The organism is Flavobacterium piscis (genome assembly GCF_031457575.1).
Taxonomy (GTDB): domain Bacteria; phylum Bacteroidota; class Bacteroidia; order Flavobacteriales; family Flavobacteriaceae; genus Flavobacterium; species Flavobacterium piscis_A.
Map to the genome: position 1 here is coordinate 419,121 of NZ_JAVDWQ010000002.1, position 20,598 is coordinate 439,718.

The following is a 20,598-nucleotide window of genomic DNA, read 5'->3' on the forward strand; positions in this document are numbered from 1 at the left end:
TATAAAGTATCTTTGCGCATCACAAACACACAACAATGAATTATTTTTCTTCTGATTTTAAATTAGGAATATTAGGCGGCGGACAATTAGGTAAAATGCTGTTGTCTGACACCCGAAAATTTGACATTCAAACTTATGTTTTAGATCCGAGTGATGAAGCGCCGAGCAAAATTGCCTGCAACAAATTCTTTAAAGGCGATTTGATGGATTATGAAACTGTTTATAATTTTGGGAAACAAGTTGATGTTTTAACTTTTGAAATTGAATTGGTCAATCTTGAAGCTTTAACGCAATTAGAAAATGAAGGCGTAAAAGTGTATCCATCGCCAAAAACCTTAAAAGGAATTCAGAATAAAGGCGTTCAAAAAGATTTTTATACCCAAAATAATATTCCGACAGCTGCCTATTTACGATTTGATAGTCCACAGCATTTGCAAAAATCTGTTGGGGACAATGAAATTACCATTCCGTTTGTTTGGAAATGCACCGAATTTGGTTACGATGGAAATGGCGTAAAAGTAATTCGCCAGATTTCTGATTTGGATGATTTGCCTAATGTTGAATGTATCGCAGAAACAATGGTTCCATTCAAAAATGAATTGGCGGTTATTGTATGCAGAAACTCATCGGGAGAAATTAAAACCTATCCGGTTGTTGAAATGGAATTCCATCCGGATGCCAATCAGGTAGAATATGTAATCTGTCCTGCCAGAATCGATGAAAAGGTTGCAGAAAAAGCCCGGGCAATTGCGTTGAATGTTTCGGAGAAATTCAATCATGTTGGTCTTTTAGCTGTCGAAATGTTTCAAACCAATGATGATAAAATTCTGGTAAACGAAGTAGCCCCTCGCCCACACAATTCGGGTCATTATTCTATCGAAGCCAGTTATACGTCACAATTCGAAAATCATTTACGTGCGATACTAAACCTTCCATTAGGAAATACCGACAGTAAAGTTGCCGGAGTTATGGTAAACTTAGTGGGTGCCGAAGGTTTTTCAGGAGATGTAGTCTATGAAAATATCGAAACTATTTTAAGCTGGGATGGTGTGACGCCGCATATTTACGGTAAAAAACAAACTCGTCCTTTTAGAAAAATGGGTCATGTGACGATTGTAAATGAAGATATGACCGAGGCGAGACGAATTGCAGAGGAAGTTAAAAACACAATAAAAGTAATCAGTATATAGTCACAGTTTTCAGTCTCAGTTCACAACTTGAAACCTGAAACTTGAAACCAAATGAATAAACAGTTTTCAATCTCAACAAAAACATGAAACCTGAAACAAAAAAAAAAAACACATGAGCAAAGTAGCCATCATAATGGGAAGTATCTCAGACATGCCAGTCATGCAGGATGCCATCGACATATTAAAACAATTTAATATCGAAACTGAAGTAGATATCGTTTCGGCACACAGAACGCCGGAAAAATTATTCGATTTCAGTAAAAATGCACATACTCGCGGTATTTCAGTAATTATTGCCGGAGCCGGAGGCGCTGCGCATTTACCTGGAATGGTGGCTTCGATGTCGCCGCTTCCTGTAATTGGAGTTCCTGTAAAATCAAGCAATTCTATTGATGGCTGGGATTCGGTTTTATCGATTCTGCAAATGCCGGGTGGTGTTCCAGTTGCAACAGTTGCTTTGAACGGAGCAAAAAATGCCGGAATTTTAGCAGCACAAATCATCGGAAGTCACGATAAAAAAGTGCTTGAAACAATTATTTCATATAAAGAAGAATTAAAAGCGGTTGTTAATAAAGCGGCTGAAGGTTTGAAAAAATAAGATTGTTCCACGGAGATACACAAAGAAAGCACAGAGATTCACTAAGATTTTTTACACTTATTATTTGAGAAAAATTTTGCGAATCTCTGTGCTTTCTTAGCGAGTCTTTGTGAAACAAATTTATTATTTATAGTTTCTTCTGAAATTAAGCTTCAATTTCCTCCAAAACAGATTCAAATTCAGATTCCGTTATGTCTTCTTTATTTATCCAATTCTCCGACGTAACCAGATTATAATTGACATCATCTTCTGTTGTCAGCTCCCAAATAATACTTTCTGCTTCTGGAAATGGAATCTTTTGAGATATTTGATTTTCAAACAACCTTTTAATAAGGTTTCTGTCAGACAAACCATTATTTAATAATTTCAGGACGTTTTCTTCGGTCAATTTTTGTACTTCTCCATCCGTCGGCGTCATTGAAAAATGAACCACAGAGGCTTTTGCATTCGGAAATTTTCCGTTATATGCCTTAAAAAGCAATTGATTCACATGAAACATTGTTCCCTGCATGTGTATTTCCGGATATTCCTCGCAAACCTTATCGATTAACATGTTGTTCGAAATTTGCTCAATTTGCCCTTCGCTTAATTGATCACCTAATTTATAGTCCAAAACTATTGCGGCAGCTTCATTAGCTTCATAATCCGAAATAGCCATTTCTAATAATTCCGGCAAACTGCTTTTCTCAGCAGTTGCACCATCGGGATAATTGAATTTTTCTAATAATGCAATAAAATCATTATCAGACCAATATCCTTCAACTTCATTCACCGTGTCTATATTCTTAATTGCAACTTGATAATTCATCTTTTAAATTTTTATAATTACGATTAGTATTTTATGATTCTAACCTATTTTCTCAATTTACGCTTTTAAAGCCGCCTAACGAAATAAATAACATATCTATAACACAATTTAAGAGAGTTTTATATCAAGAATCAATTTCATATAACAGATTAAATTTTTATAAATTGCTATCTTTGGAATTCAGAAATTTGACTTCAACTAATAAAAATAGTATATCATAATGAGTGTTTTACTTTCAAAATTCAATACCAAACATAACACAGCCCCTTTTTCACAAATTAAAATCGAAGATTACGTTCCTGCTTTTCAGGAAGGAATTACTTTAGCTAAGGCCGAAATTGATGCCATCGTAAACAATTCCGAAGCGTCAACTTTTGAAAACACAGTAGTGGCAATGGATTTTGCCGGAGATATTTTAGATCGTCTTTCGAGTATTTTCTTTAATTTGAATTCGGCTGAAACGAGTGATGAGATGCAGAAAATTGCTCAGGACGTTTCGCCTTTATTATCTGAATTTGGAAATGATATTACGCTGAACGCTGCTTTATTTGCTAAAATAAAAACGGTTTACAATCAAAAGGAACAATTAAATTTAACTCCTGAGCAAACTACGCTGTTAGATAAAAAGTATAAAAGTTTTTCAAGAAACGGAGCGAATTTACCGGAAGGCAAAAAAGATCAATTAAGAGAAATTGACAAGGAATTATCAAAACTGAGTTTGCAATTTGGCGAAAATGTATTGGCAGAGACCAATGCTTTCGAATTGCATTTAACTGATTACAACCATTTAGCCGGTTTACCGGAAGGAACCATTGAAGCTGCCCGCTTATTAGCCAAAGAGAAAGAAAAGGAAGGCTGGATTTTTACATTAGACCATCCCAGTTATGTTCCGTTTTTAACGTATGCGGATAATCGCGAATTACGTAAAAAAATGGCCATTGCTTTTGGGGCAAGATCGTTTCAGAATAATGAATTTGACAATCAGCAAAACGTTTTAAAAATTGCCCAATTACGTTTTGAAAGAGCAAATTTACTAGGATATAAAACGCACGCTCATTTTGTATTGGAAGAAAGAATGGCGCAAAGTCCGGAGAAAGTTTTCTCTTTTCTAAATGATTTATTGGCAAAAGCAAAACCAGCAGCCCAAAAAGAATTTGCAGAACTGACTGCTTTTGCGAAAAAACTGGACGGAATCGAAGAACTTGAAAAATGGGATGGGGCTTATTATTCTGAAAAATTAAAACAACAGCTTTTCAATTTGGATGATGAGAAACTAAAACCTTATTTTCAATTAGAAAAAGTATTGGACGGTGCTTTTACCGTTGCTAATAAACTATTCGGATTAACCTTTACCGAAGTTTTTGATATCGATAAATACCACGAAGAAGTAACAACTTATGAAGTAAGGGATTCAGAGAATAATCTGGTTTCGATTTTCTATGCTGATTTTTTCCCAAGAAAAGGAAAACGAAACGGAGCCTGGATGACTTCATTCAAATCACAATATGTAAAAGACGGCATAAACGAAAGGCCTCATATTTCGAACGTTTGTAATTTTACCAAACCAACCGAAACCAAACCATCATTGTTGACTTTTAATGAAGTTACGACTTTATTTCACGAATTTGGTCACGGATTACACGGAATGTTGGCGAACACCACCTATCCAAGTTTATCGGGAACTTCTGTTTATTGGGATTTTGTAGAATTACCAAGTCAGATTATGGAAAACTGGTGTTACGAACCGGAAGCTTTGGCTTTGTTTGCCAATCATTATGAAACCGGAGAAATGATTCCGATTGAATATGTGCAGAAAATTAAGGAAAGTGCCAGTTTTCAGGAAGGTATGGCAACGTTGCGTCAGTTGAGTTTTGGATTATTGGATATGGCATGGCACGGACAAGACCCAACTCCTATTACGGATTTAAAAGCATTCGAGACCGAGCAATTTGCCAACACACAATTATTTCCTGATGTAAAGGAAAACGCCATGAGTACTGCTTTTTCTCATATCTTTCAGGGAGGATATTCTTCGGGATATTACAGCTACAAATGGGCAGAAGTACTGGATGCTGATGCTTTTGAATATTTTCAGGAAAAAGGAATTTTCAATACAGAGGTCGCGAAGAAATTCAAAGACAATGTACTTTCAAAAGGAGGAACAGAGCATCCGATGACTTTGTACAAACGTTTTAGAGGTCAGGAACCAAAACCGGAAGCTTTGTTGAAAAGAGCGGGATTAGTTTAGATTTGTTAGATCGTCAGGCTTCTTAGATTATTAGTCATTTTAAAACCGAGGTAGCAATATTTCGGTTTTTTTATTGAACCTGAATAAAACGCTCAAAATAATTTTACTTATCTTCACAACTTTATTTAACTTTAATCTTACAAAATTGAAATTGAAAAAATATTTAAAAATAATTCTGTACCTTTTTATTATTGTATTAATTGCAGTTGTTTCTGCCAATTTACACGTAAAATCTACGACCAAAAACCGTATTCATCATTCACTGAAAAGATTTCCAAAGAATGATGTCGGAATTATTTTTGGTGCTGGAATTAATGGCGACCAGCCAGGCAAATATTTAAAAGACCGATTGGATGCCGGGATTTTATTGTACAAAGCAAAACGAATCAATAAAATTTTGCTTTCGGGTGATAATGGGCGCCAGGAATATGATGAATTAACGGTAATGAAAAATTACTGTTTTAATCACGGTGTGGATACAACCAAAATATTTATCGATTATGCCGGTTTCGATACCTACTCTACAATGTATCGGGCAAAACATGTTTTTAAAATCAAAAGAGCGACTTTAATATCTCAAAAATATCATTTAAACAGAGCGATTTACATTGGACAGAAGTTTGGAATAAAATCCGTTGGATATTCAGCAAATAAAGGAGACTACAACGGTTATGAATATGTTACTTTCAGAGAATATTTTTCCGTTTTTAAATCGTTTTTTGATGTTTTAAGAAATCGGGAACCCCACTTTTTAGGAAATTCAATTGATATAAATGGATATTCGAATTATTCTAAGGAAGACAAACGATAAAAGAAAACTGAAGTAGAGATGCTTCAGTTTTTTTTAATTCCTTTTTTCTAAAAACAAATCTTTCTATACTTTTGACAAGACAAGAATTAGAATGGACATTAAAGAAATAAGGAAATACATCAAGACAAATAGCAATCCAAATTCAAGAAGTAATTCAAAATATGTATATCCCATAATTACTGAATATTCCCTTAGTAAATTTGAATTTGAATGCGAAGGCAGTTATGGTGACTACATCATAGAAATTGACATAAAAAACAATAACATAAGCACCTCTTGCTCTTGCCCATACAAAAACACCTATTCTGGTATTTGTAAACACGTAATTGCCTCTTTAAAAATAATTATCGAAGATTATAATGGTGCCGTTCCAACAATAGTTCCGGAGAAGGATATAAAAACATATACTATATTCGAAGAACTTCCTGTTGCAACTGCAACCAAAACCAACAAGCTCAAAGCCAACCAAACCAAACTGATTAATGGTGTTATTACAGCAAACATTATTAATAACTGGACGGTTGCTCCCAGATACCGTGGCTACAATTATGATGAATATAAAATAACAGCAGCCTCCCAAACAGAAGTAAACACTCAAACAACGGGCTGGAATACTTCCAAACAAGTATTTAAGTACAACCCCGAAACCGAAATTTTAGAATTTGAATGTACGTGTACCAAAACAAAAAAAGCCTGCGAACATATTGGGAATGCATTACAAGAAATAGAAACCGTTTTTGGTAAAAATTTGTTTGCTAAAAATTATATCGAAGAAAAAACAAAAGAGGCAATTGCAAAATATGGCTTCACAACTGATGATGACTACAATAGTGTTTTTAATTTTAAAATCACAACCAATGGATTTGAAGCCAGATCAAAAGCCAAAAACATTACAACCGATTCCAGAGACTACTCAAAAATATTCAAAACCATCGAAGCGGAAACAACATTGAATTTACCGCTATTAGAAAGCAAAAACAACGATTTTGGCTTAGGAATTTGTTTTGAATTTGAGAGAAAAAAATTTCAGGAATTAATACTCTTCCAAGCCAAATACAATAAAACAAAAACCGATTTCTCTTCCTCAATTACAAGAATTAACTATTATAATATTGAAGAAGCCTTAATGATTTATAATTCGGAGCGAGAGCAAAATTTGATTGTAAAAACAATGCAAATCAATACAGCATTGTCCAAATTCAAATCTACCGAAGACGTAAATTATTTAAAAAAAGCCATGGTTTCCAACCAAGAACTTTTGGCGATCTTGCAAGACAGTTTTAGCTATACTTATGACGGCAGTAAAAACCTGGTCTGCAAAAATTTAACGCCCTGTGTGTATGATAATAAAACGATAAAGTTGTTTTTTACAATAAATGAAACTGCTCATTTCTACACCCTAAAAGCTAAAGTTTCGCTGAATGACAAGAACTATAATTTAGATGCTGCCGCAATTCAAATTACTCCTTTATATATTTTTGCAGATGATGTAATTATACCCATAAATGACGCCAAACTTTCAGTATATCTAAACCATTTTAGCAATTATGCGGAGATTAATTATCTAAAAAAAGATACTCCTGATTTTTTTTGAAAAAATTGTACAACCGTTATCCGAAAAATTTGAAATTCAAACGGCAATTTTCAAAAAAGAAAAAGAAAAAATCAGTGACGATGAACTCGAAAAACAAGTCTATCTAACGGATTATGAAGGCGAATATATTACTTTTAAACTAGCCGTTAAATACCCAACACAATTGGTGAATGTACAGTCATCCGAAATTTTATTTAACAAAGAAACCAATAGCTACCAGGAACGAAACCAAGCCGTAGAAGATAATTTTACAGAAGAATTCAGGTTACTGCATCCTGCATTTCAAACCCAGGACGAGCTTTTTTATCTCACACCTGAGGAACTTTTTGAAAACCACTGGATGCTCCACGCCATCGAAAGGATGAAACAATTGGGTATCACTGTTTTTGGGGCAAATGATTTGAAATCATTCAAATTTAATTTGAATAAACCCGTTATTCGAGTTAATTTAAAGTCGGATATTGATTGGTTTGATATCGAAATCGACATTAGCTTTGGCAATCAAAAAGTAAGCATTAAAGAATTGCAAAAAGCATTTTTGAAGAAATCAAATTATGTTACACTCGGTGATGGAACGCTCGGAATCTTACCTGAAGAGTGGATGAAAAAATTTGCCAATTACTTTAAAACAGGCGAAATCAAGAAAAACGGGGTTCAGATTTCCAATTATCAATTCGGGATTATCGACGAATTGTATGACGAACTCGAAACCAAACCTACTTTCCTGGAAGAATTGTACAACAAAAAAATGCGTTTACAAAACATTTCCGAAATTGAACCGATTGCTATCCCAAAAGGCATCAAAGCCAAATTGAGAGATTACCAGCATCACGGACTAAACTGGCTGGCATTTTTGGACAAAAATCAATTGGGCGGATGCTTGGCAGACGATATGGGGCTGGGGAAAACCCTGCAAACCATTACGTTTTTGCAACATTTAAAAGTAAACAACCCTAAAGGTCAGCCTTCGCTAATTATAGCTCCAACTTCGTTAATTTTTAACTGGAAAAATGAAATCGAAAAGTTTTGTCCAACCTTAAAATTATTGATTTTTACAGGTGCTAACCGTATCGAAAACAAAAATAATTTCAACAAATATGACTTGATCATTTCTACTTACGGTTCGTTGTTGAACGATGTAGAATTTTTAAAAGATTTTAAATTCAATTATGTCATTTTAGACGAAAGTCAAGCCATAAAAAACCCTAACTCCAAGCGATACAAAGCCGTTCGATTACTGCATTCGCACAACAAAATAGCTCTTACAGGCACTCCAATTGAAAACAATACCTTTGATTTATATGCCCAACTCAATTTCCTAAATCCGGGATTATTAGGCAATATGACGCATTTCAAAAACAACTTTTCGGATGCTATCGACAAAGAAAAAGATGTAGATGCTTCACAACTTCTGGGCAAAATCATTGCGCCTTTTATGTTGCGAAGAACAAAAGAACAAGTTGCTACCGAATTGCCCGAGAAAACGGAAAGCATTATTTTTTGCGAAATGGAAAAAGAGCAACGCAAAGTCTATGATACTTTCAAAAATCAATACCGTGATTATTTACTGAACAAAATTGACGAAAACGGAGTCGAAAAATCGCAAATGTATATCCTGGACGGATTGACAAAATTGAGGCAAATATGCAATTCGACAGCTCTAATTCCTTCTGAAGAAGATTTTGGAAATTATTCTGTAAAGCTCGAAGCTTTAATCGAAAACATCAAAGAGAAAACGGGAAATCACAAGATTTTGGTCTTTTCGCAATTTGTAAAAATGCTCCAAATTGTAAAAACCCGCCTCGAAGAAGAACATATTCAATACGAATACTTAGACGGAAAAACCAACAACAGGCAAGACAGAGTGGATAATTTTCAAAACAATTCAGCCGTACGGGTGTTTTTAATCAGCTTAAAAGCAGGCGGAACAGGCCTTAATCTAACCGAAGCTGATTATGTTTTTTCATCGATCCCTGGTGGAATCCTGCTGTCGAAAATCAAGCTATTGACCGTTGTTACCGCATTGGGCAAACCAAAAAAGTAATGGCTTACCGAATGATCTGTAAAGATACCATTGAGGAGAAAATAGTTTCCTTACAACAAAAAAAGAAAAATGTAGCTTCAAGCATTATTTCGATAGACGACGAAAAGAAATCCTTTGACATTAATGAAGTCAAGGAATTGTTTCGATAATTTTTGATTTAAAACCGAAGTAGCAATGCTTCGTTTTTTTTACCCTAAAACTTCTTCGTGTTTTATGATATAATTCAGTGCTTCTTTGACAACATCATTCAAGTTTAATCCTTTTTTGGATGCCAAAAGAGCCGTTTTTTGATGTAATTCTTGTGAAACTCTTACGTTAAACGAACCTTTAAAAACCTTATCCGGGTTTTTATTTAATGCTTGACAGGTTTCTAAATAATCTATAACTCCTTCTTGAAAAGATTGCTCTAATTCATCTACCGAAGTTCCCTCAAAAGTCACTAAATCATTTATTCCTTGAATTTTACCAAAGAAAATTTTGTCTTCAGCTGAAAATTCAACCGTACCGATATATCCTTTGCATTCTAAATAATTTTTCATTTTCTACAATTTTAAATAGTCAATAATGATATCCAACTGATACGATTTCAAAATTTTTTGTGGATGTGGTTCGTGTAAGCTGATAATCTGTTTTTCTTTATTGATAAATTTTCGCCTAGAACCACCCGTTTTTCCTTGCGCTAATTGTTCGAAATCAAAATATTTCAAAACTTTAAGCATTTCATCCCAAGTAAAATCTTTTGGTCTTGATTTTAATTTCTCTATTAACTTTTCAACTTTACTCATACAAAGATACTATTTTTTTTAATTGCAACTAAAAAATAGTTGCATTCTAATTTGGCATTAATAACAATTCTTAAACATAAATAAAATCCCTCAAAAAACAACATTAAACAAACTTTCATTTATTTTTGAAAGTTTAAAAACTTTTACTTACATTTGTTTCAAGAAAAGGAAATAAAACCAAAATGGAATTCAAAGAAGCAAAAAATAAGTTCGTACAAACCTGGGGAGCATTAGGTTCTCAATGGGGAATTAATAAAACTATGGCCCAGATTCATGCTTTATTAATGGTCTCGAACGAAGCTGTTTCGATGGAAGACATTATGGAGGAATTGCAAATCTCCCGTGGAAATGCCAGTATGAACCTAAGAGCTTTAATGGATTGGGGAATTGTTTATAAAGAATACAAAGCCGGAGAACGAAGAGAGTTTTTTACTGCTGAAAAAGATTTGGATGAATTGGCAGTGAAAATTTCAAGAGAAAGAAGCAAAAGAGAAATTAAACCCGCTCTAAAAATATTGAAAGAAGTTTCGACAATTGAATCAGGAAATTCCGCTGAGGAAAAACATTTTATAGATCAAACTTCTAAATTGTATGATTTTGTTTTAAAAGCGGATAACATGTTAGACAAAATGACAGAATTTAATGAAAACTGGTTAGGCCGTTTGGTTCTAAAAATTATGAAATAAATTATCACAGTAAAAAAATTTAATCAAAACTTTCATTTTTTTCTGAAAGTTTAAAACAAACTATAATTATGAAAACAACATTTAAAATAATGGAAATTGTAAACATAGCTGCTTTACTATTTCTGTTGGCAGGAGCATATGGAATAGCCGTTACAGGAATATTACAGATTTTGGCAGCCCTGCTCTTTTTAATACTTTTTCCAAAAAACAAATGGATTTATCTTTATTTTGGGCTGGTTATATGCTTCTTTTTAATTTGGGCTGGTGAACTTTTAAACTGGCTTTTTTTACTGCCAATTTCATTAATATTTTTCTTAACCTTCATTATTTACAATCAAAAAAAGAAATTATGAATACAACTATCCCAAATTGGCTTATAATTCTAAGTGGAATTGGCCAGATATTTACAGCCCTAATTTATCCATACATTCGACATAACGTTTTTGATTGGTACAACGATGTAAAACAACTTAAACCACTTAATCAGGAAATTGCCAAAACTTATGGAAGATACATTCAGGGATTAAACTTTTGTTTTGGATTAATCGCTATTGTTTTTACTACAGAATTAAAAGAGCAATCAGCATTGGCAGTTGCATTGACCGGATTAATCGCTCTGTACTGGGTTGGAAAAGTAGCGACTCAGATAGCCTATTATCCAATGTACCAAATTCCGCAAAAATTAATTTTCAAAATTGGAAGTTACTGTATGAATGCCTTATTTGTGTTATTTGCAGTAATAAACTCTGCTTTGTTCATTCATAATTTAACAGGTCATTATAAACTACTTTAATCATGAACCTCAACATCATTGGATATTTTATTTACCTCAGCATAACGATTTTTATCATCTTGAAAGTGGGTAAAATCTGCTACAAAAACGGAAATATTTACGTTGCGGAACTCATTCCAAATCATGCAGACATTTGTCAAAAAATCAATCAGGTTTTGCTTTTGGGATATTATCTATTAAATATTGGTTATTGCGCTATGACTTTAATTTCCTGGCAGAAAATCACATCATCACCACAACTAATAGAAACTATCGGAATCAAAACAGCGATTATTATTTTCATCATATCGCTACTACATTATCTCAACATTATAATTCTAACCAAGTATATTCATAAATTAATTAAATAACTCCTAAAATCAAATATCATGGAAACTACAAAAATCCTAATCGGTTACAGCATCTATCTGCCAATTGCATTATTTCTTACTTATTATGTTTCTAAAACACTTTTTAAAAACGGAAAAATATTCATGCTGGACATATTTAAGGGAAGAGAAGATATTGCTCAGGCAACCAATAAACTCTTTGAAACCGGGTTTTATCTTTTAAATATTGGATTTGCGCTGATGATTCTTCAAATGAATATTAGCGAGAACAGCTATCAGGAATTAATTGAAAGATTAAGTTATAAAATTGGTGGATTTTCTATTTATCTTGGCTTCATGCTGTTCTTTAATTTATACTTCTTTTTTAGAGGAAAAAGAAAAGCCAAAGAAGCTCAAAACACAGAACGATTAGTTTTTAAAGCTTAAATATTCTGGATCATGAAAACTCTCGAAAACCAAACCCTACTTTACGATGAAGATTGTCCGCTTTGCAATGCTTACACAACTAGCTTTGTAAAAAGTGGCATGTTAGATAAAAACGGAAGAAAATCATACAGTCAATTATCTCAGGAGGAACAAAATTTTGTAGACTTAAAACGTGCTTCAAATGAAATTGCTTTGGTTGATAATAAAAATAAAACCGTAATTTATGGAATTGATAGTTTATTGAAAGTAATAGGTTTTTCATTTCCATGGATTGAAAAAACAGGGACAGTTAAACCCATTCATTTTATCTTGAAAAAGCTCTATTCTTTTGTTTCATATAATAGAAAAGTAATTATCCCGGAAACTATAAAAGAAGGAAACAAATTGCAATGCATCCCTGATTTCAATTACAAATACAGATTTATTTTTATCGGATTTGCTTTAACAATAACCACTTTTATATTGTTCAAATATTCTAATTTAATTCCAAGTTTACCAAAATCAAGCATTTTGAGAGAAACTGTTTTAGCATTTGGCCAAATCATTTTTCAAAGTTCATTTCTTTTAAAATTCGATAAAAAAACAATTATTAATTATGCCGGAAATTTAATGACCGTTTCTTTAATGGGTTCTCTAATTTTAATGCCGATATTGCTTCTTAGTCAATTTATGAATCTTTCTGAAACACTGATTTTAGGTTGGTTTGGAGTTACAGTTTTCATTATGTTTGCCGAACACTTCAGAAGAATTAAAATTTTAAAACTTCCATTTTACTTATCATACACCTGGATAATTTATAGAATTATTGCTTTTCTATTAATTTTAAATTTATAACATGAAAAAACTCATCATCGCAGCCGGAACTGGTTTTTTAGGACAGGTTTTAGTCCATCATTTCAAAGAGAAATTTGAAGAAATTATAATTCTGACCCGAGGAAATTCAAAAACAATCGACGGAATTAAATATGTAAACTGGAATGCCAGAACTTTTTCAGGCTGGGAAAATGAATTAGAAAATGCAACGGTTTTAATAAATCTCGCAGGAAAATCAGTTGACTGCCGTTATACTCAAAAGAATAAAAAAGAAATTTTATTGTCCCGAATTGAAAGCACCAGGATTTTAAACAAAGCTGTTTTAAATTGTAAAAACCCACCGAAACATTGGCTAAATTCATCTACGGCAACTATTTACCGATTTTCTTTAGACAAACAGATGGATGAAATTAGCGGTGAAATTGGAAATGATTTTTCTATAAATGTCGCTCTTTCATGGGAAAAAGCATTTTTTAAAACTAAAACACCAAATACATTGAAAACTGCTTTACGAACTTCAATTGTTTTAGGAAAAAACGGCGGCGCTTTTATTCCGTTAAAGGCTTTGGCAAAAATTGGCTTTGGAGGAAAACAAGGAAAAGGAAATCAATTTATCAGCTGGATTCACGAAGATGATTTTGCAAATGCAATTGATTTTATTATTCAAAAAGAAATTACGGGAATTATTAATGTTGTTTCACCAGAACCAATTCGCAATTCAGATTTTATGCAGAAACTTCAAAAAGCAATTGGATTTCCTTTCGGGATTCCGATGAATACATTCTTATTAAAAATTGGCTCTTTTATCATTCGAACAGAAGCCGAATTGGTTTTGAAAAGCAGAAATGTGATTCCGAAAAGACTATTGGAAAACGGATTTAAATTTAAGTTTAAAAATATTGATAATGCTTTTATAGATTTACTCAAAAAATGAAAACAAACAACACAAATTGGATTTATTGGGTTAAACATTGTCTTTCTACATTATTATTAAGTCCATTTATGTCTGAAATAATAATGCTTTTTAATCCCAATAAAACTCTTAGTCTTCTACAAGTTTATCCTTTTGTATTTATTATAAGTTTAATTTTCTGTTTACCAACTTATGCTTTTTATGCATTCATATATAAAAACTTATCCGAAAAAGAAATTTCAATTATTTATGCAAAAGTAATTCTAATTACAACATCAGTTATTGGCATTTTTATTACAATGTATATCTTAATGGGAGATAAGTGGGTAGATTTTGCATTATCATATTCATTAACATCTATTATTACCGGATTATTTTTTAAACTAAATTTTGAAGATAGCTAAAAACCATTTTATGACTACCATAAACCTCACCACAAAAATAAAAGCATCACTACAAACCGTTTTTGATGCTTCAAGAAACATTGATGTTCATCAGCAATCTGCAAATAAATCAAACGAACAAGCAATTGCCGGTGTAACATCAGGTTTAATAAACTTAAACGAAACCGTAACCTGGCGCGGGAAACATTTTGGCTTTTATCTTACCCATAAAAGCAGAATTACAGGAATGGATTTGCACGACTATTTTGTTGACGAAATGGAGGAAGGGAAATTCAAAACATTCAGACATGAACATTTTTTTGAAGAAAAAAACGGAGTTACCATAATGACAGATAAACTGCAATATGAAACTCCGTTTGGCATTATTGGAAAATTATTCAATGCTTTGTTTTTAAAACCCCATCTGATCGATTTTCTTTTATTGAGAAATGACATTCTCAAAAAAATAGCCGAAAACCAATGACTTTTTTTAAAATCAACAACCTTTTAATCACCGCAAATTGGTAAACTTTTCCCCAAAAAGCACAACCATTAGTGATTATTGTTTAGCACGAACAAACTCTTCAAATTGATTTAATTTCAGAACTCTTGTTTCTTCAATACGTTTCAGTTTAGCATTATTTGCATTTTTAGCACTTGGTTTAGGTGCGTAGTATACAAATAAGATTCAAACACATGGCTTAAATACAAAGGAGATTTCCCTTTGTGTATGGTATCAAAATTTTGAGATTGATGACAGGCAAAACAACTTACCAGATTGGTGTTGTTAATAGTATGAATATCTTTCTTAAAAGTCTGAGTGTACGTTTCCATTGGCCAGATTAACAGAACCTCTGGCTAACGAATTCAGAACCGCCTCGTTTTTTAAGTGGGTTATGCTCCACTTTTTTACTTTATGTTTTCACTAATACATTATCGTAACAAGTAAAATTTTATAAAATGTATTTTTGTTTACTTTGAAATAGCCTTTTTAAACAATCATTTTTTTTATTTTCTTTATTAAAATTACATTGTATATGAAGTCTCAAATAAAAAAATGTCATGAGAGCGGTTTTTTTATCCATAAGACAAATAATAAGTGGAATAAAGCTGTTTTCGGAACAACTAAAACATATTACTTTCTAAAAAAACATTATCTCAAATCCAGCAACATTGGGGTTTTAGCAGTATTGGGGTCTGTATACAATTCAGCTGCTGTAACCAGCAAAACTTTAACTTCCATGAAGTGTTCATTGTAGTGTAATAGTTTTTTTAATTCTGCACATTTTTGCTGAACAAAATCCAGTCTTTTATTTTTGGAAACATTTTGCACAATTAACATCCGAACAACTTCTTTATAAATTTCATCAGTAGATAATTGAATCTGGAAAGCATCTGCTTCATTTGTAAGAGGAAGTAATTGCTCTAAATCATAGTGTTCTTCACAAACAATAAAAGATTTCGTTTCTCTGGATTTTAATTCCAGAAAAGATTTACCATCTAAATCAACCCATCGCCCTAAATCGCCTATTGCATATCGAAAGACCGGAAATCTTTTACGAAAAGTATTGGTAACGGCAATTGTACCATATCCGTCTTTATCAGGATTAATAATTTCGACTATAATCCCTTTAATAACTGAAAATAATGATGGGTTCTTAGTAAAATCCGACCAGGCCCAAATCCCGGTTTCTGCAGAGCCATACATCGAATAAATTTGTTGAAAGCCGAATTTTTTTTGCAACAGCTTTTGTATGTTAGGCCTTAAAAATTCGCCTGCATAAAACAAATTTTCTATCTCTAATTTTTTGTTATTCTCTTCTAAAAACTGCGCAAAACATAATAATTTTGAAGGTGTTCCCAATATAAAATTCGGTTTAAAATAACGTGCCGCCTGTTCGATATCAGTATAGCTTGCATGCGCACTCAATGCCAATGTTGTTCCCTGACATTTTTCTAAAATATCATCCATAATGGCTGCTGTGCGATACATATCTGAATAACCAAAAATATTTAAGGCAATTGTTTTAGCAGTAAAAAAGTTATTTTTAGTCAGTTCCTCTGCCAGTTCAAGGCGTTGATTTTGATTTTCCTGTATGTCAACCGGAAAGACCAAAGGCTTTTGAGTACTTCCGCCTGAACGCACCAAATACACACCAGTTTTTTCTTCCTGAAGATTAAAATTTGTCTCTAAAATTGACATTAATTCTTTTTTGCTCAGCATAGGAACTTCTGCAGCAAAATCATTTCCTTTATAGAATTCGATGTATAAAGGATTCTTTTTAGCCAATTCAAAATAATCCTGCAATACTGAGTTGTCTATTTTTGGAGAAATACAAGCTGAATACATAAGGTTGTTATTTTATTTACTTCTTTTTTTGAAATAATAGCGGTTTTTAATTAAGATCGCGGAATGATTTAAAATAAATAAAGCTTTTTGTTTCCAGGACGGTAATCGCTCCATTGCGTGTTCAAACCACCGTTGTGACAACATTCCCATTAGCTGTTGATCGTACCGGTTAGAACTTTTCTGATATCGCTTTATCGTAACCGGAATTTCTAATGCTGCCCAATGAGCATAATTCTCTCTGGATAAACTCCCTTCAACCTCTCTTACTTCGATACAGATTTTATTCAGTAAACCGACACGGGTCTTTTTTTTCATGTTTTTCAAAACGCGATACCAAAAATCAATTCCTTCATTTAAGGAAACATTAGTCTCGTAACGAATGCCTTTTAAATGCTTTTTTTTGATTACAACATTACTGCCAACACCCATAATAAAATCTGGCGAACTAATACTATGCAATACATTTGGTATCAAAAACAATTCATCCGACAGGAAAAACAATTCTTTTTTAAACGATTTAATGTTTGGCAGATAATATTTAAATGGTACCAATAGAATTCCAAGTATCAAAACATCCATTTTTTCTTGTTCCATAATTAAATCGACCTCTCTTAAACAAGAAGAAGTATAACAATCATCTGCGTCCAAAAAACTTATAAGATCTCCGGTTGCTAATTCTATCCCTATATTTCTTGCATTGCCCGGGCCTTTATTTTCTTTTAATTCAATGATTTGAATATCAGTTTGCAAAAATTGCGGTGCAAAAAACGATAATGAATCTTTTAAATAAAACAGGCTTTTATCAGTACTAAAATCATCAACAATAATAATTTGTGATGCTTTTTTTTCCTGAAAAGCCAACGAACGAATCGTATCATATATGTACGCTTCTTTGTTGTAAAGAGGTATAACAACTGTATGTTTCATGATTTTTTATTAGTCTAAAATTGGATAAATCAAAGCCCTTCCCTGATGCACATTTACAACTGATTCATCTGAACCACGGAACAAACCAGATCCATAATTTTTGTCATCTTTACACAGCAGCATGCCAACTAAATGAATCTGACGATTATTTTCAACATCGTTAAATTCTTTCTGGTCAACAAAATGCTGAATCAGGTATTTATCCCAATTTTCCCTGATAATGATATTCCAGTCTTCAGTTGTACAATCACTTTTAACATAAGCACCTATTCCTCTTCCTCCACTATTTAATTTTAAAATCAAATTCTGTTCACAATCAGTAAAAACATCACAACCGGCAGGGTCAATAACAACAAAACTCGGAATAAGGTAATTTTGTAAAAAACCATACTCTTCTTTGCTTAAGTAATCACTCATTATTTGAATATCGTACATTACCGCCAAGACCCTTTTGTCATGAATTAAAATTAAGGTGCGGATATCATTGAAATAAGAGTTCTCTTTGATTAGCTTATCCATTACGTCCGGACTTATTTTTTTTAACTCTTCTCTGTCCATTTCTAATATAAACTGCGAAACAGGTACTCCATTTACACATATTGAATCATTTGATACTATTAAATCCTGAGGTTTTGCAGAAATTAATTCGATGTCTAGTTTCGCCAATTCCTTTTGAAAATAAAAAATCTCGGTTCCTTTTTCATCATCATGAATAAGAGCTACTTTTCTATGAGAGGCAAATTGATTGTATAAATCACCGATAAGATTTTCTAAAGCTGTATTTTCAGCACTTACTCTGCCTCCATAAGTATTTGTCTGATTGCTTATCAATTTTAAATAATAACTAATCATCCATCCGTTTAGGGGATATCGTGCTCCTATCTCGCAAATTTTTGCCTGATCGTTTGTGTCATATAAAAAATCAGGGCGATAAAAACCCTGATTATATGCTTCGTTATTGCATTTTTTTAATAAAGCTTCCAGATCTTTATCCAGTTGATAATATTTTCGAATTCTATCGTCCTCAAAATAATTCAAAACAATTGCTTTACAGGCCTTATTTAAAATAGCACACAAACGATTCATTTGCTGGCTGTACTCTAAAGACAGGGTTACCGAAGAATTAGCAAATAAATTGCTGTTTAATCCTGTATCTTTTTGAAAATATTCAGAAAATAACTGATTCCATTTTTTCTGTTTATCAGCTTGGTTTTGCTGTAACTTAATTTTAGACATAATGAGCTGGAGTTTCTTTCTTTGTAATAATTATTGCTGGAATATGGATTTAAAAACTATATTCTTCAACTGTCATAAGATCCTCCATTACGGCAGATTTTTTAGCCAAATAATCTTTAATAATTCCCTCTAAATCATACGATTCAAGATCAATATTCATTGCTTTGGCATAATGAAAAATAGAACTAACAGCAAAAAAGAAATGATTTTTTTCAGTTGGACCGCAATGAACGCTTATCCATGCCAATGTTTTTTCGCATTCCTCTTCTGAGAAGCCATAATCGTTTATCAGCCAGGATTTAAATTTTGGAAGTATTAATTCCACTTCACCATGTGTATAAATTTCGTGTACCAAGGTTGTCAATAAAGCAATCATTATGTCTTTATTACGCAATGAATTTTGGTCTTTCCATGCTTTAAAATCACAAGCGCTTTGGTTTAAATATTTACGTAAAAGCCAATCATCATCAGTACAAATAGTAGTTGCCATTGTATAAAACAACTGAGAATGTAAAATTCTGCCAACAACTGCCAAATCTTCATCTACAATTCTATTTAAACTTGTGATTGAATGCAATAGTGCTTTTTCATCTGCAATTGGTTGATTTTTATGAACCAGCATTGTCATGCGATTGCTAATTCCAGCAACGGTCATTGCGCTGTTGTTGGTTTGGCTCCAACTATGAAAAAAGCGTTGTAATCGTTCCTTATCTTGTACTTTCGATGTCAATTGATTAAAACTTTTTTCAATTTTTGAAAATGACTCTTCCTGATTTGGCAAAAATTTTAATAATTGATCTTTTAAATGTGATTCCTCCATTCCTTCAAGGACCGGAAGAATAATTGAACTTAAATTGGTCATGATTATTCTGATTTTAAATTGGTTACTGTTTGATTTTGCTTTCTAATATTTGTTAAGAATCTGCTTTTTTTTTAATAAACCTACTTTATAAAAATGCAGGATAAATGCAAAATGTCATAAACACATTAATATTAGGTATGAAGTGATTAATTCATGTAATAAAGAAATTAGCACAACCAAATAAAATCTTTTACCCTGCTCATGACAAGAAGATTTTAAAATTTAATTAATCCTTTACAGAACGATAGTATTTAATTTTCCTGACAACATCAATATCCTTAAAATGATATTGTTCTAACCAGTTGGCTTCATCAAAAAAAGTGCAACGGGATTCAGCAATCACGGTAATGGGCTTGTTTAATGAAATCCGATATAACTTATTTAATAATTCAGCATATTGAAAATCAAAAAGAGGGTTGTACAGATAAAAAACATTCCCGTCAGAAATATCGGCCTTTAAAATATCACCACAAATTGCAATAACATTTGCTATTTGTTCTTTTTCGATTAAGTTAGCACAAACTTCATTTCGTTCCTGAAGGATTTCAATTCCTTTAAACTGTGCATCAGGATATTTTACAGCGCCATATAAAATTATATTTCCATAACCTGAGCCTAAGTCATAAAATACCGTTTCGTTTGTTATTTCAATAGGATCAAAAAGATCAGCTAAAAAACTGGAAGATCCATATCTATACGAATTAAGACCGTGTCGAATTGTGATTTCAGGCAGACTTAAAGCTTCTTCAATATTATACGAATATTTATCAATTTCAGATTGAATTTTCTTTAATAACTCCAT

General features: G+C 32.5%; 24 protein-coding genes. 16 read left to right on the forward strand and 8 right to left on the reverse strand.

Annotated elements, in window-relative coordinates; translation table 11 throughout:
- The first annotated feature begins 35 nt into the window (after nt 1-35).
- Both J2W48_RS04960 and purE read left to right on the forward strand, forming a co-directional pair.
- Nucleotides 36-1,190: a 5-(carboxyamino)imidazole ribonucleotide synthase gene (locus J2W48_RS04960; RefSeq protein ID WP_310278895.1), complete on the forward strand. Its 1,155-nt coding sequence runs from the start codon at nt 36-38 to the stop codon at nt 1,188-1,190.
- Between the two features lie 112 nt (nt 1,191-1,302).
- Nucleotides 1,303-1,788 carry a 5-(carboxyamino)imidazole ribonucleotide mutase gene (purE, locus tag J2W48_RS04965; protein WP_310278896.1) on the forward strand — a complete coding sequence of 162 codons (486 nt, stop codon included), beginning with the start codon at nt 1,303-1,305 and terminating at the stop codon, nt 1,786-1,788.
- Between the two features lie 145 nt (nt 1,789-1,933).
- On the opposite strand, the gene J2W48_RS04970 is transcribed toward purE, so the two are convergent.
- Nucleotides 1,934-2,596 (reverse strand): hypothetical protein, encoded by a 663-nt coding sequence (locus J2W48_RS04970; RefSeq protein WP_310278897.1) that lies wholly within the window; start codon nt 2,594-2,596, stop codon nt 1,934-1,936.
- Nucleotides 2,597-2,816: 220 nt separating this feature from the next.
- Here J2W48_RS04970 and J2W48_RS04975 point away from each other — a divergent pair, with 220 nt between their 5' ends.
- The 5 genes from J2W48_RS04975 to J2W48_RS04995 all read left to right on the forward strand — a co-directional run bounded on the left by J2W48_RS04975 (nt 2,817) and on the right by J2W48_RS04995 (nt 9,442).
- Nucleotides 2,817-4,844, forward strand: a complete 2,028-nt coding sequence (locus J2W48_RS04975; protein ID WP_310278898.1) for a M3 family metallopeptidase — start codon at nt 2,817-2,819, stop codon at nt 4,842-4,844.
- Between the two features lie 151 nt (nt 4,845-4,995).
- Nucleotides 4,996-5,655, forward strand: a complete 660-nt coding sequence (locus J2W48_RS04980) for a SanA/YdcF family protein (RefSeq protein WP_310278899.1) — start codon at nt 4,996-4,998, stop codon at nt 5,653-5,655.
- A 91-nt stretch (nt 5,656-5,746) separates the two neighbouring features.
- Nucleotides 5,747-7,249 carry an SWIM zinc finger family protein gene (locus tag J2W48_RS04985; RefSeq protein ID WP_310278912.1) on the forward strand — a complete coding sequence of 501 codons (1,503 nt, stop codon included), beginning with the start codon at nt 5,747-5,749 and terminating at the stop codon, nt 7,247-7,249.
- Between the two features lie 166 nt (nt 7,250-7,415).
- Nucleotides 7,416-9,293 carry a DEAD/DEAH box helicase gene (locus J2W48_RS04990; RefSeq protein ID WP_310279157.1) on the forward strand — a complete coding sequence of 626 codons (1,878 nt, stop codon included), beginning with the start codon at nt 7,416-7,418 and terminating at the stop codon, nt 9,291-9,293.
- On the forward strand, nt 9,293-9,442 hold the full coding sequence (locus J2W48_RS04995) for a hypothetical protein (protein WP_310278915.1): 150 nt from the start codon (nt 9,293-9,295) through the stop codon (nt 9,440-9,442). The genes J2W48_RS04990 and J2W48_RS04995 overlap by 1 nt, the downstream gene beginning before the upstream one ends.
- Nucleotides 9,443-9,481: 39 nt before the next feature.
- Here the strand turns inward: J2W48_RS04995 and J2W48_RS05000 are convergent, their stop codons facing one another.
- On the reverse strand, nt 9,482-9,832 hold the full coding sequence (locus J2W48_RS05000) for a type II toxin-antitoxin system HicB family antitoxin (RefSeq protein WP_310278918.1): 351 nt from the start codon (nt 9,830-9,832) through the stop codon (nt 9,482-9,484).
- Nucleotides 9,833-9,835: 3 nt separating this feature from the next.
- Nucleotides 9,836-10,078: a type II toxin-antitoxin system HicA family toxin gene (locus J2W48_RS05005; protein WP_310278923.1), complete on the reverse strand. Its 243-nt coding sequence runs from the start codon at nt 10,076-10,078 to the stop codon at nt 9,836-9,838.
- A 182-nt stretch (nt 10,079-10,260) separates the two neighbouring features.
- Between J2W48_RS05005 and J2W48_RS05010 the strand changes: the two genes are divergently transcribed.
- From J2W48_RS05010 to J2W48_RS05050, 9 genes are all read left to right on the forward strand, one after another.
- The gene (locus tag J2W48_RS05010; RefSeq protein ID WP_310278926.1) at nt 10,261-10,764 is read left to right on the forward strand and encodes a GbsR/MarR family transcriptional regulator; all 504 of its coding nucleotides are present in this window, start codon (nt 10,261-10,263) and stop codon (nt 10,762-10,764) included.
- 68 nt (nt 10,765-10,832) lie between these two features.
- A complete protein-coding gene (locus J2W48_RS05015) occupies nt 10,833-11,117 on the forward strand; it encodes a hypothetical protein (protein ID WP_310278929.1) in 285 nt (94 codons plus the stop codon).
- Nucleotides 11,114-11,557 (forward strand): hypothetical protein, encoded by a 444-nt coding sequence (locus J2W48_RS05020; protein ID WP_310278932.1) that lies wholly within the window; start codon nt 11,114-11,116, stop codon nt 11,555-11,557. Before J2W48_RS05015 ends, J2W48_RS05020 begins: the two co-directional genes overlap by 4 nt.
- 2 nt (nt 11,558-11,559) lie before the next feature.
- Nucleotides 11,560-11,907 (forward strand): hypothetical protein, encoded by a 348-nt coding sequence (locus tag J2W48_RS05025; protein ID WP_310278935.1) that lies wholly within the window; start codon nt 11,560-11,562, stop codon nt 11,905-11,907.
- 18 nt (nt 11,908-11,925) lie between these two features.
- The gene (locus J2W48_RS05030) at nt 11,926-12,312 is read left to right on the forward strand and encodes a hypothetical protein (RefSeq protein WP_310278937.1); all 387 of its coding nucleotides are present in this window, start codon (nt 11,926-11,928) and stop codon (nt 12,310-12,312) included.
- A 12-nt stretch (nt 12,313-12,324) separates the two neighbouring features.
- The gene (locus J2W48_RS05035) at nt 12,325-13,146 is read left to right on the forward strand and encodes a DCC1-like thiol-disulfide oxidoreductase family protein (protein ID WP_310278940.1); all 822 of its coding nucleotides are present in this window, start codon (nt 12,325-12,327) and stop codon (nt 13,144-13,146) included.
- Nucleotide 13,147: 1 nt separating this feature from the next.
- Entirely contained in the window at nt 13,148-14,059 is a 912-nt protein-coding gene (locus J2W48_RS05040) for a TIGR01777 family oxidoreductase (RefSeq protein ID WP_310278943.1), read from the forward strand.
- Entirely contained in the window at nt 14,056-14,442 is a 387-nt protein-coding gene (locus J2W48_RS05045) for a hypothetical protein (protein WP_310278946.1), read from the forward strand. Before J2W48_RS05040 ends, J2W48_RS05045 begins: the two co-directional genes overlap by 4 nt.
- A gap of 10 nt (nt 14,443-14,452) precedes the next feature.
- On the forward strand, nt 14,453-14,905 hold the full coding sequence (locus J2W48_RS05050) for an SRPBCC family protein (protein ID WP_310278950.1): 453 nt from the start codon (nt 14,453-14,455) through the stop codon (nt 14,903-14,905).
- 669 nt (nt 14,906-15,574) lie between these two features.
- On the opposite strand, the gene J2W48_RS05055 is transcribed toward J2W48_RS05050, so the two are convergent.
- From J2W48_RS05055 to J2W48_RS05075, 5 genes are all read right to left on the reverse strand, one after another.
- Nucleotides 15,575-16,771, reverse strand: coding sequence for a phenylacetate--CoA ligase family protein (locus tag J2W48_RS05055; protein ID WP_310278953.1), 1,197 nt, complete (start codon nt 16,769-16,771; stop codon nt 15,575-15,577).
- Nucleotides 16,772-16,783: 12 nt separating this feature from the next.
- Nucleotides 16,784-17,698: a glycosyltransferase family 2 protein gene (locus tag J2W48_RS05060; protein ID WP_310278956.1), complete on the reverse strand. Its 915-nt coding sequence runs from the start codon at nt 17,696-17,698 to the stop codon at nt 16,784-16,786.
- A 9-nt stretch (nt 17,699-17,707) separates the two neighbouring features.
- Nucleotides 17,708-18,934, reverse strand: a complete 1,227-nt coding sequence (locus tag J2W48_RS05065) for a hypothetical protein (protein WP_310278959.1) — start codon at nt 18,932-18,934, stop codon at nt 17,708-17,710.
- 49 nt (nt 18,935-18,983) lie between these two features.
- Nucleotides 18,984-19,796: a hypothetical protein gene (locus J2W48_RS05070; RefSeq protein WP_310278962.1), complete on the reverse strand. Its 813-nt coding sequence runs from the start codon at nt 19,794-19,796 to the stop codon at nt 18,984-18,986.
- A gap of 226 nt (nt 19,797-20,022) precedes the next feature.
- Nucleotides 20,023-20,598, reverse strand: coding sequence for a class I SAM-dependent methyltransferase (locus tag J2W48_RS05075; RefSeq protein ID WP_310278965.1), 576 nt, complete (start codon nt 20,596-20,598; stop codon nt 20,023-20,025).